Origin of the sequence: Vibrio sp. 10N.261.55.A10 (assembly GCF_041470825.1) — a bacterium.
In the GTDB taxonomy this organism is placed as follows: Bacteria; Pseudomonadota; Gammaproteobacteria; order Enterobacterales; family Vibrionaceae; genus Vibrio; species Vibrio crassostreae_C.
Genome location: NZ_JBFRNC010000032.1, coordinates 173,808 through 185,577, shown reverse-complemented (window position 1 = coordinate 185,577; position 11,770 = coordinate 173,808). Strand labels below are relative to the sequence as shown.

Annotated in this window: 8 protein-coding genes; all 8 read right to left on the bottom strand. The window is 45.2% G+C overall.

Annotated elements, in window-relative coordinates; all coding sequences use genetic code 11:
• Window positions 1-2 precede the first annotated feature (2 nt).
• Window positions 3-851, bottom strand: coding sequence for a carbohydrate ABC transporter permease (locus AB4274_RS11575; RefSeq protein ID WP_017077012.1), 849 nt, complete (start codon window positions 849-851; stop codon window positions 3-5).
• A 46-nt stretch (window positions 852-897) separates the two neighbouring features.
• Entirely contained in the window at window positions 898-1,884 is a 987-nt protein-coding gene (locus AB4274_RS11570; protein WP_009846152.1) for a carbohydrate ABC transporter permease, read from the bottom strand.
• A gap of 66 nt (window positions 1,885-1,950) precedes the next feature.
• A complete protein-coding gene (locus AB4274_RS11565; protein ID WP_017083012.1) occupies window positions 1,951-3,198 on the bottom strand; it encodes an ABC transporter substrate-binding protein in 1,248 nt (415 codons plus the stop codon).
• Window positions 3,199-3,216: 18 nt separating this feature from the next.
• Entirely contained in the window at window positions 3,217-4,224 is a 1,008-nt protein-coding gene (locus AB4274_RS11560; protein WP_009846150.1) for a LacI family DNA-binding transcriptional regulator, read from the bottom strand.
• A 435-nt stretch (window positions 4,225-4,659) separates the two neighbouring features.
• Window positions 4,660-6,678, bottom strand: a complete 2,019-nt coding sequence (locus AB4274_RS11555) for a methyl-accepting chemotaxis protein (RefSeq protein ID WP_372112096.1) — start codon at window positions 6,676-6,678, stop codon at window positions 4,660-4,662.
• 199 nt (window positions 6,679-6,877) lie between these two features.
• Entirely contained in the window at window positions 6,878-8,218 is a 1,341-nt protein-coding gene (locus AB4274_RS11550; protein WP_017092331.1) for a carbohydrate porin, read from the bottom strand.
• A gap of 373 nt (window positions 8,219-8,591) precedes the next feature.
• On the bottom strand, window positions 8,592-10,652 hold the full coding sequence (locus AB4274_RS11545; protein WP_372112093.1) for a prolyl oligopeptidase family protein: 2,061 nt from the start codon (window positions 10,650-10,652) through the stop codon (window positions 8,592-8,594).
• A gap of 11 nt (window positions 10,653-10,663) precedes the next feature.
• A complete protein-coding gene (locus AB4274_RS11540; protein ID WP_017068571.1) occupies window positions 10,664-11,581 on the bottom strand; it encodes a LysR family transcriptional regulator in 918 nt (305 codons plus the stop codon).
• Between the last annotated feature and the right edge of the window lie 189 nt (window positions 11,582-11,770).

Below are 11,770 nucleotides of genomic sequence, written 5' to 3'. Positions count from 1 at the left end.
ACCTAACCTTTGACTGCGCCGGACGTTAAACCACTGATCATCTGTTTCGATGCGAACAAGTAAGTAATCACGAGTGGTAAAATAGAAATTGTGGTGCCTAGCATTACTGCGCCCCATGGCGTATTCGGAATGCCTTGAACACTTCGAAGTGCTTGCGTAATAACATAGTTATCTGGGTTGTTTAGCACCACGAGAGGCTGCATAAACATGTTCCAGAAGAAAACGAACTGAACGATAGCCAGTGTTGCTAAGGCAGGCTTCATCAGTGGCAATACCACACTCCAGTACGTTCTGAACTCACCTGCACCATCCAATTTCGCTGCTTCAAGTAGCTCTTTTGGAATCGATGCAATCACGTGCTGACGCATCAAGAAGATACCAAATGGTGTGGTGGTGAACGGTAGCCATACCGCCATGTGGTTATCCAACAAGCCTAAGAATTTCACGATCATGAAGTAAGGAATCAAGCTAAGCACAGGCGGAATCGCCATTGAGCCAACCAGCATGCCGAACAACACGTTCTTACCGCGGAACTTAAACACAGCAAACGCGTAGCCACCCATGCTACAAAACAGCAGCGAGATGGTGGTACCTAAGAAAGCCACGTAAATCGAGTTAAACATCGCTTTCCAAAACGGCATGATTTCAAGCAATTTGGCGTAGTTAATCGCCAGGCTATCGCCAATCGCAAAGCTAATGCCCGTGCCGAAAATTTCAGAACGGTCACGAGTTGATAGCAGCGCCGACCATACAAATGGAAAGACGGTAATCAGCGCTGAAACAACCAGTAAGATGCCTAACATGACCATCAAGATCTTAGTCAGAATGTACATGCTGCGTTCGCTTGGCATCAGTCCACTTAGTGGTGAGGTATTTGTCTTAATTGATGTCGACATCTTAATGTTCCCCTAAGCCTTTCTTACCGAAGAGTAAAAATTGAACCAATGTACAAGTCGCGATGAGTGCAAACAGTAACCACGAGATAGCAGATGCTGTGCCCATTTCTAGCCATTCCCAACCCACTTTGTAGAGGTACATCGAGATAGTTAAACCAGATTGGCCAGTACCACCTGTACCACGTGTTAGTACGAACGGTTCTTCAAACATTTGCAGGTTACCGATGATGGTCATCGTGATAGCAAAGAAGATGAATGGACGAATCATTGGTAGTGAAATGTTCCAGAAGCGGCGGAAGGCATTGGCACCATCCATACGTGCAGCTTCTAAGATGTCTTTAGGAATCGTCATTAAACCTGTGGTGTAAAGGACGATGTTAAAACCGGTGTATTTCCAGAAAACCATGATTGCGATAGACGGCTTCACCATAGTGGCATCGTCTAACCAACGGATGGGTTGGAAATCGTTAACCCAAGCGAATGCCCAACCAAACAGCGTGCTATCGGCTAGTGCCATTAGCGTTTGGTTAATAATTCCTGAGTTAGGAGAGTACATATTGAAGAAAATCAGTGACGCTGCGACCGTTGATGTAATGAACGGTAGAAAGTACGCCGATGTTAGCCAGTGACGCATACGGTCACCCATTGAAACCAACATGTAAGCCACTGGAATAGCGACTAAGTGCTGAGCCACGCCTGAAGTGATCGCTAGCCAAAGCGTGTTCTTCAATGAACGCCATAGCCATGGGTCCGTTAAAGCAATGTGATAGTTCTCAAAACCAACGAACTCCATCGCATCCATGCCTCTTACCGGGTTCCACTCGTGGAACGACAGGTAAACAGAGAACAACAGCGGGAAGATCCCAAATACAGAAAAAATGATCAGAAACGGCAGAAGAAATCCATACGGTGTAAGCGCTTTCAAATTTAGACGAGAAAAAAGGCTTTTGTCCGCAGGTTCTATCGTTGTGCTCGCTGTATGATTCATAGTAACGACCTCTTAAAAAGGAAGCGCGTTATCCACGCTTCCTCACTTACTTAAAGTAAAAACAAATTAAAGATTACGCGTGCGACGCTTGATTAGACGCTCTGCCTCTTTAAGCGCAGTCTTGATGTCTTTACCTTCATCAAGTACTTCCATCAATGCGTTCTCTAAGATAATAGAACGTGCAACGTGGTCGCCTTGTGCTGGAGAGACGGGTTTGATGTTCTGTGCCACTTCAGCAAACAGTAGACGAGCTTTTTGCCCACCTAGGAATTCCATCTCTTCTTGGAAAAGCTCATCGTCATACGTTGTGATGTTCGCAGGGAAAGCAGCAATCGTTTCGAAGTGTTTAAGCTGTACTTCACGATCCGTCGTCATGTATTCAATAAGCGCCCAAGCTTCATCTGGGTTGTCTGATTGAGTTGGAATAGAAAGGAATGAACCACCCCAGCTGCCGTAGATGCCATCAGGTAGGTTTTCTACTGCCCACTTACCTTTGGTTTCAGGAGCAATCCAGTTGTTTAGGTGACCAAGAAGCCAAGCGCCAGAAAGTTGAGTTGCAAATGTGCCGTTGCGGAAGCCTTCGTACCATTCGTTAGACCAAGCCAAAATGCGGCCGTCTAAGCCTTTGTCGCGAATCTCTTTTGCTACTTCAAAAGCGTGAACAAAACGCTCAGATGTCACCACTGGATTGCCATCTTTATCGAAGTACAGACCTTCACCTTCAGGAACGGTCGTGAAGATAATCGCTTGTGCCACGTCGGCTGCCGAAGCGATAAGTTGTACGTTTTGCTCTTTCAGTTTTTCACCAGCAGCGATGTATGAATCCCAATCTTTGATTGCTTCTTCTACATCAATGCCCGCTTTTTCGAATACGTCGGTACGGTAGTACATAACACCTGGACCTAGGTCGACAGGAATGCCGTACATGTCGCCGTCAGCGCCTTTACCTTGTGCCCATGCGTAAGGTGCGAATCGTTCTTCGTATTTATCTGCACCGTAGTTTTCAGACAGGTTAACTAGGCCGCCAGATCCAACAAATGGACCAATTTTCTCAACGTCGACAACAATCACATCACCGGCACCAGAACCCGTTGCAAGGTTCGTTGTGAGTTTCGTGTGGTGGTCACCGTGGTTGTTCATAAGGTAATCAACTTTAATCCCCGTTTCCTTTTCGAAATCAGGCAGTAATACCTTCAGGCTGCTATCGAAATCAGGGAAACCGTCGAAACGAATTTCTTTGTCTGCTGCATTTGCAGCTGTTGTACCTAATCCTAAAGCAACCGCGCATGAAAGCGCTAAGGTCTTAAATTTCATGTTCTATCCTTAATATTTTTATAGGGTAACTGGTAAATCCGATACCGAGTTTCTAGTGACCAACGTCGGCAGCAATTTAAAGTTCACGTCATGTTTTATTTTTTTTAGCTTCTGTAGAGTGAGCTGTACTGCTTCAACGCTCATCTCTTCAATAGGGAAATTAATGGTGGTCAAACTAGGGGTCAGATAGCGCGCGAAGATGGTGTTATCGAAGCCCACCAGTGATACATCTTTAGGAACAGACAGCCCCTCTTGATGCAACACCTCGAAGGCGCCAAATGCCATGTGGTCATTCGAAGCAAATACTGCTGTGAAATGACACTTACGATTAATCAGCTTCTTCATAGCACTGATGCCCGTCTCTTCAGTAAAGCCCGCTTCCGAGACTAATGCTTCATCGTATGGCACACCCGCTTCTTCCAAGGCCTTTCGATACCCCTGCAAACGCCCCCTAGCATCTGCTTTATCTAAAGGCCCGGTAATACACGCGATATCTGTATGTCCCTTTTGCAAAAGATATTGAGTAGCGAGTAGCCCCCCGACTTCGTTATCAATATCAATGCAACTCATCGCCATTTCTGGGATGAAGCGGTTAATTAAAACCACAGGGGTCCCCTGTTCTTCCAATTCAATTAAATAATCATCACTGAGCAGTTGAGTATGAAGAATCAAAGCATCAACACGACGCCCCAACAGAAACTCCACCGACTCTCGCTGCCCTTGCTCGGTGTTCGAACCCGCTGTAACCACAGCGTGGTAACCAAAGCGGCGTAGGTTTTCTTCTATGCAATGCAAAATGCCTGAATAGAAAGAGCCGCCAAGTTCTGGAACAACAACACCCACACTTCCGGTACGACTTGAAGCCAAGGCTTGAGCGATAGAGTTCGGGCGATAACCCAATTCTTTGATCGCTTTTTCAACCTTTAATTTCTTGTCATGACTCACTCTACTAGTGCCGTTGATCACTCTAGACACTGTCGCCTGAGACACACCTGCATGTTCTGATACGTGTTTAATTGTTGCCACTCGAACCTCGATACTTCATTAGCTTGTAACCGCTTACAAAACGATTATTAAAGAAAGGCGTCTTGGTTGAAGTGAGTGTCATCACACTAAAGTTGGAGGTAAAAAGGCCAGTTGTGGAAATCATGAAAGCGCTTACAGATTACCTTCACACCATGAAACTGTTTCATGGGATTATTGTTCATATTATCAAGATGGCGCTCGGTTACTTGTTCGTCAGATCAAACAAGTCCGCCTAAATCCATTTTTTGAAAACGTCATTTGATGATGAATCCGCAGCTGACGGCAATATACACGGGGAAAGTGACCTTGTTATTTCAATGGCCTTTCTAAATTGTATGAGAACATTTCATCTCATGAACACTCACATTAGTGCTCCGTTAACCCGACACAAAAATGCCCAGCAAAAACTGGGCATGGAAGAGCGTAGAGTCTCCTCTAAACCGTATTTTCTGATTGATCGGCGAGCTTAAACTCTTGAGTTAGTGAGAATTGCTGTTGCGACATGGTTTCAAGCTGTTGACCGTGGGGAAAAAGCACTTGGGAACGTTGCGAGTTATCTTCAGCCAAGGTGTGTATCTGGCTGATATTTTGAGTGACTTGAGAGGCAACGACTTGATGCTCTGTCGTCACGGTCGCAATTTGATGACTTCGTTGCTCTACTTCGTTCAGAAGATCAGACACCGTCGATATCGAGTGATTAACTTCGCCGGTTTGTTCTACGCATTTAACCATACCCACCACGCACTGATTGATCTGTTCAACCGCCAGTTTAGAGCTAGTTTGCAACTGCTCGATCTTGTTGTGTATCTCTTGCGTAGAAGCATTAGTTTTGGCCGCTAACACGCGAACCTCATCCGCAACCACAGAGAAACCACGCCCTTGCTCTCCAGCTCGCGCGGCTTCTATTGCCGCATTCAACGCCAGTAAATTGGTTTGCTCAGAGATCCCAGATATCACATCCAGAATGGACCCAATACTGGCGCTTTCACTTTCAAGCTGACCAATGGTCGCCGTTGATTCCGCCAGCTTATTTTCTAAGCTGCCCATCAATTCGACGCTTTTATCCATGGTCTTTTGCCCATCACTGGAACTGGATACCGCGTCGGTCACTAGCGTTAGAGTTTGGTTGGCCGCCTGAGTAATTTCCGTCACTGAGCACTCAATTTGCTCCATCGCTGTCGCTACCATCACCGTTTGATTGGTTTGTTCTTGCATCGCCTCACTCAAAGAACGACTGGTGCTTTGGTTCTCAAGGGAAGCTTCCTTCAAACGTGTTGAGGAGTGGCGCATGTTGTCAATCATTTGGGTTAGGTGACTGATCACCAAATTGACTTTATCGCTCACCAAACCAAATTCATTATTGGCTTTATACTGAACCATCACGCTCAAGTCTTTTTTGGCGACTTGGTCTAGTGCACTTTGCAGTAATTTACTTGGCTTACGAATCCCTTTAGCGATGTTCAGCCCGATTAGCAGCGCAATAAAAACCGACCCAATAGCAATGATGGCCTGCATCAAGAGTGCTTGGTGAGAGAAGTCCATCGACTCGTGATATAAACGTTTAGCCGTATCTTCCGCGTACATGGAAAGCTCATCGAAATGAATTAATTGCACATCTATGAGTTGTTCGACCTCCACTCTCTGCTGTGCGATAGCCTCATTTAACTTTACGGTTTCCATATGAGTTGACACAGATCCTTGCGCTGAAAATACATGTGAAGCGAGCAGTGATAAAGACTGTTTACTGCGGCGTAGCAAAGACGAGTCCAGATTATCCAAGTCTGATATAGCTTGTTCGAATCGCTCTTTACGACTTTGTAGACGACGCTCAACACCACGAACTTCCGATGACGTTTGCAGAGAGAAAGCTTCATTCGCTTCTGCCGCAATCAAGCTCAATTGAACCAACAAGGCTTCTACCGCTTTTTGCGTGTTACCCGAGCTCGTACTCGCCAATTGATTAACCAAGGTGTTATTGAGTTGTCCTACCACAGATTGAAATTGTTCCTGCTCCATCGAACCGAGATCTTTACTATCCAAATAAGAGACGTATAAGTTCAAGGACTGCTCTACCTTATTGATGGTGGCAACGCCCGTCTCTTCAATATTTTGGAGTATGGGTTCAAGTGGTGAGCCCGATTCAGCTTTCCCATCAAACCAATTTAACTGCTGCTGATAATGCTCGATGTTACTCACGACGGTTTGTTTTAGTGGTTCGAGTTCATCAATGTAATTGGCGGATAAATAGGGAGTAGTGCTGCGATTAATGTCCAAAAAACGAATAGTGAGCGTGGAGGATTGGAGCATTAAAGGGGTGGCTTGTTGAGTTATGGTTTTGATGTGTGTGGTTATGTTCTTGTTACTGCTAATACTCAACCATGCGCTACCCAGCATGATTACTATCAGCGTGAAGAAACCTAAATAAACTCGAGACACAATGGAAGAAAGTCTCATCGTTATTCCTTGATCTAGTGGCGAAAAAAAGGGCACAAAAATGTGCCCAAGAATGGAGTTAATTGAAACGTGCCCTAATCAATCTGCCTTTAGGGCTAAAATGGACAGTATTACGTGCTCTTAAAAAGCATAGATATTTGAAAGCATGGCTCCTTGAAAATATGCCAAATTCAAAGAGCAGTGCTTTCTATACCTGTGATTACCACCAAGCTTCAAACATTGCGCCGAACGACAATGTATCAACATTGGTTGTCTTCACTGTGTTGCCTTTCGTTTCTACATCACCCACGGTTGTATAGAAGCGAAGCATTGGACGACTCCAAGGTAAGCCACCTAGAGAAACGTTTTGAGACAGCGTTACTTTCCACGCGTTCTCTTCACCGTCGTCATCGTAATCAACCATGCCGTAGCCAGCTTCTAACCATGTGGAGTGAACATCATCCCATTGGTACTGTGGACGAACGATACCCGCGTATTCAGTATTCTCACGATCTAAGTCTGAGCCAGAATTGTCTTTGTAAGACACTAAGTAATCAATGATGAACTGTTCAGATGCCGCGTAGCTACCCTCAACACTTGCATACAAAGTCTGGTAATCACCTTTAAGGTCATATACCGATGAATCTGCACCGTCACCGTACTTAACAACTAACTTGTTAGACTCACCCAAGCCTAATGTTGCACCTACTAGGTATGCCGTTTCATCACTGACTTTTTGTCCTTGAGTCACGACAGGCTGCATTGAATCTGTCACTGGATCGTATACGTACTCAGTCGTCGTAGACGTATCCGCTTCGCTCGATGCAAAACCGTAGTTCGCGTAAAAATCCAGATTACCAATACCTGCGTCAATACTGTGTAGCTTCGCTGTCACGGCGTATCGGCCATTGTCATTTACGAGGCCGCCTTTCACTTGGCCAACAAAGCCCATATCTAGCTTAGCGCCGCCGAAATCTAGGTTGTTAAAGCCTGCACCTTGACCATCGTGTGTCATCCAGAAGTAATCGTTCAAACCTTGTTGCGGACGTTGATGGAAGTCGCGACCAGCCCACATGTAAAGTTCTGGTTGGCTTTCAAATACATTGGTTACACCAGCGTACATTTTTTTCATACTCAAGCCGCCGTCGTCAGCCCAAGCGTCTGCTTCCCAGTGGTCAGCCATGAATACGACGTCCCAAATCGCACCGTTGTCAGCTTGGAAAAGCTTAGCTAACTGAACCTCACCACCATTGGCTTCGTTACCCAAACGACCGACAGAGCGACCTGTTGTACCGATGTCTACGTAACGCTCATCACCGCTCTTGTAATGAGCGCCGTAACGAGCATAACCAGAGAAGACGATGCCATCTGGCACCTTAGTTTCTGCTGTTAAAACTGCGGGTTGTTGATCATTAACATAATCAATATCCACAACCTTAGATTCTAACTCTTGGATTCGTTTTTCTAATGCTTCGATATTAGTATCAGCAGCAAAAGAAGAGAGTGAAGCAAGCGATGCCGCCACTGCGACCGTTATTGGCAAAAGCTTAAATTTTTGCATTGTATTTCCCTATTATTTTTTTGAGTTTTCATCGAACAGGGAAATATTAAGCAATGAAAGAGTTGAAAAGTTGGTCGCTGTTCACACTGATAAATTAGGTCGAGAGCCATGAAACTTTTAGAAAAGTCATACCCAAAACTATTAATTTAATATCAGAAACTTAGAAAAGGAAACGCGTGAAATATCAGCTTGAAATCGCTTTCATTTCATCAATAATGGCGGGGTCTATCACGGAAAAGTGTATGTAAAAATGAAGGAAATATGGTGCAGTTTTGATAAGTTTTCATATATATGGAAAGCCTCAAAATCTAAGGTCGATTTTGAGGCTTTTTAGTCTGAGTCAAACACCCAATTATCTAGAATCAAGCATTATCTAAAACGAATCTAGAGATTCAACGCCCATATTAAACAGCGTAAACGCATAAATATCGGCAGTGAGATCGATCGCTTTACTCAATGGCATTCCAGCACCATGCCCTGCATTTACGTCAATACGAATCATCACGGGCGCACTACCTTCATGCTTATCTTGCAGCTCTGAGATGAACTTATAAGAGTGAGCCGGTACTACGCGGTCATCGTGATCAGCGGTCGTCACCAATGTTGCTGGATAATCCGTGCCACGCACCACATTATGAACCGGAGAATAGCCAAGCAGATATTCGAACATCTCTCTGTTCTGCGCGGATGTGCCATAGTCGTACGCCCACCCTTCGCCAGACGTGAATGTGTGGTAACGCAACATGTCCAACACCCCAACAGCAGGCAGAGCCACTTGGAACAGCTCAGGCTTTTGTGTCATGCAAGCGCCAACCAACAAGCCTCCATTAGAACCGCCGCGGATCGCTAACTTATCATTGCAGGTGTAGTTCTCTTCAATTAAGAACTCCGCAGCAGCAATGAAGTCATCAAATACATTCTGTTTTTGTTGTTGTGTACCGGCTTTGTGCCACGCCTTACCGTATTCGCCACCACCACGTAAGTTTGGCACCGCATATACGCCACCCAGTTCTAGCCAACTGCCCACAGTGCCCGAGAAAGAAGGCGTTAGGCTAACGTTAAAGCCACCATAGGCGTACAACATGGTTGGATTATTGCCATCTAACACTAATCCCTTCTTATAAGAGATAAGCATCGGAACCTTGGTGCCATCCTTCGAGGTATAGAAGACTTGTTTAGACTCAAATTGATCCGACTCAAACGGAGACTCAGAGCGTTGGTAGATTTCAGAATTGCCTGATTCGACATCGAAAGAGAAAATCGTTGGCGGCGTTACATAGTTGGTAAAGGTGTAATAAAGCTGAGTTTGCTCGTTTTTTCCACCTAAGCCACTGGCCGTTCCCAGCCCAGGCAAATGAATTTCACGAACTAGGTTACCTTGGTAATCCAACTGCTCAATCTTAGACACCACATCCACCATGTAGTGAGCAAACAAGTGGCCACCACCCGTGCTGATATCCAATGGCTGTGGCTTTTCAGGGATGATTTCGAGCCATTTCCCATCGCGAGTACCAAAGCTCACCACCTTGCCATTAGGCGCATCAAGATTCGTATATAGAATGAAGGTCTCATCTTGGTTATCGATGAGATAAATGTCGCTATCCACATGATCAATCAGCGTGTTCAGCTGTTGTTCTGGTGAGTTTAAATCGATATAGAACAGTCTATTACCCGATGTCGACTCTCGCCCTAGAATGATCAAGTAACGGTCGTCTTCGGTGGTATAGCCTGATACATAGCGGTGCTGCTCAGCGTTGTTCTCACCAAAGATAACTTTGTCGCTAGCTTGCTCTGTACCCAACTCATGGAAGTACAGCTTGTGTTGCTCAGTACGAGCAGAGAGTTCACTGCCGTCTGGCTTGTCGTAACTAGAGTAATAAAAGCCGCGATTACCCAACCAAGAAATACCAGTAAATTTGGCGTCATTGATTTCGGCTTCAAGCTGCTGTTTAGTCTCGGTATCAATCACGAAGATCTTGCGCCAGTCGCTACCACCTTCAGAAATGCTGTACGCCACTAAGCTGTAGTCTTTAGAAAACGACACCGAGCCTAGAGATGTGGTGCCGTCTTCCGAGAAGGTATTCGGATCTAGGAATACTTCAATCGACTGACCTTCTTTCTGACGATAAAGAATACTGTGATTCTGCAGTCCATCATTCTTATAGAAATAGGTGTAATCACCTCGCACAAACGGCTGTGAGCTCTTTTTGTAGTCTTGCGCTTTCGCTAATCGCTCTCGCAGTTCTGCGCGATACGGGATTTGAGCGAGGTAATCAAACGTCACTTCATTCTGGCTCGCCACCCACTGCGCGGTTTCGTCACTTCTGTCGTCTTCTAACCAGCGATATGGGTCTTCGACTATCTGACCAAAATAGTCATCGCTGACGATCTGTTTGTTGGTGACTGGATATGGATACTCTTTTAAATAGCTCATCGTGATCCTTATTAAAAATAATGTGAAATCGTCAGATAACGCGTTCTGATGTGTTCAATCAATAACTTAATCTTGTTCGGTGGCTGACGAGTGAACGGGTACACCGCATAAATACCCAGCTTTTTACCGACTAAATCAGGGAAGATATCCACCAGCTGGCCGTTACGAATATCGTGATACACCAGACAACGTGGCACGTACGCCACACCATGACCGCCCAGCGCCGCTTTTCTTAACGCGGTCGCATTGTCAGTCGAAAAAGAGCCCGCAACACGCACGATATATTTGTCATTGTCGGTACAGCCATCTTTACTATGCAGAAACTGCCATTCGCTAGCACCCGTTGTTTGATAGGCGTATTGCAAGCAATTGTGCTGCACTAAATCTTTAGGCAGCATCGGCTTACCGTTCTTAGCAATATAAGACGGCGAAGCGCACACCACCCATTGTGAATCCAATATATGACGAGCAATGAGGCTTGAATCTTCCAAGTAGCCGGTTCGAATCACCAAATCGAGACCATCCTCAACCAAGTCGACAAAGCGATTATTCAGAGACATATCGACCGTTAAACCTGGGTGCATATTACAAAACTCGGCCACAGCGTCTGCGAGAATCAAATCTCCGGAGATAGTAGGCACTGACATTTTGATATGACCACTGACATTTTCACCAAAGCCTGAAACTGCGTCCATAGCCTCTTGAGCTGCCTGCTTCACATTTTTGGCCCCGTGTAACATTGCCTTGCCCGCCTCAGTCAAGGTCAATTTACGCGTGGTTCGATATAATAATTGCACGCCAATCTCTTCCTCTAAACGCGCAATTCTTTTACTAACTACCGAATTTGTAAGGTTATTTTGCTCTGCCACCTTACTGAAGCTGCCTAGCTCTACCACCTGTGAAAACAGGATCAAATCGTCTGCTCGCATCTGATTATGCCAATTTTGGAATTAATTATTTTCATTATTTCCCTATATCAATAAAAAATAAAGGGGTAAATTCACGCCAAATTAACAAAACAATTACAAAAACAGTCATTCCAATTACAAGATTCGCCTAAAGAAGGTTCCCGTTTAGAGGCCAAAGCGATTCAAATAATGACAAACCATAACGTGATC

Coding starts and splice junctions, on each gene's coding strand:
- AB4274_RS11545 (WP_372112093.1), bottom strand. CDS start 10,652: ATGAGCTATTTAAAAGAGTATCCATATCCAGTCACCAACAAACAGATC.
- AB4274_RS11550 (WP_017092331.1), bottom strand. CDS start 8,218: ATGCAAAAATTTAAGCTTTTGCCAATAACGGTCGCAGTGGCGGCATCG.
- AB4274_RS11540 (WP_017068571.1), bottom strand. CDS start 11,581: ATGCGAGCAGACGATTTGATCCTGTTTTCACAGGTGGTAGAGCTAGGC.
- AB4274_RS11570 (WP_009846152.1), bottom strand. CDS start 1,884: ATGAATCATACAGCGAGCACAACGATAGAACCTGCGGACAAAAGCCTT.
- AB4274_RS11555 (WP_372112096.1), bottom strand. CDS start 6,678: ATGAGACTTTCTTCCATTGTGTCTCGAGTTTATTTAGGTTTCTTCACG.
- AB4274_RS11575 (WP_017077012.1), bottom strand. CDS start 851: ATGCCAAGCGAACGCAGCATGTACATTCTGACTAAGATCTTGATGGTC.
- AB4274_RS11565 (WP_017083012.1), bottom strand. CDS start 3,198: ATGAAATTTAAGACCTTAGCGCTTTCATGCGCGGTTGCTTTAGGATTA.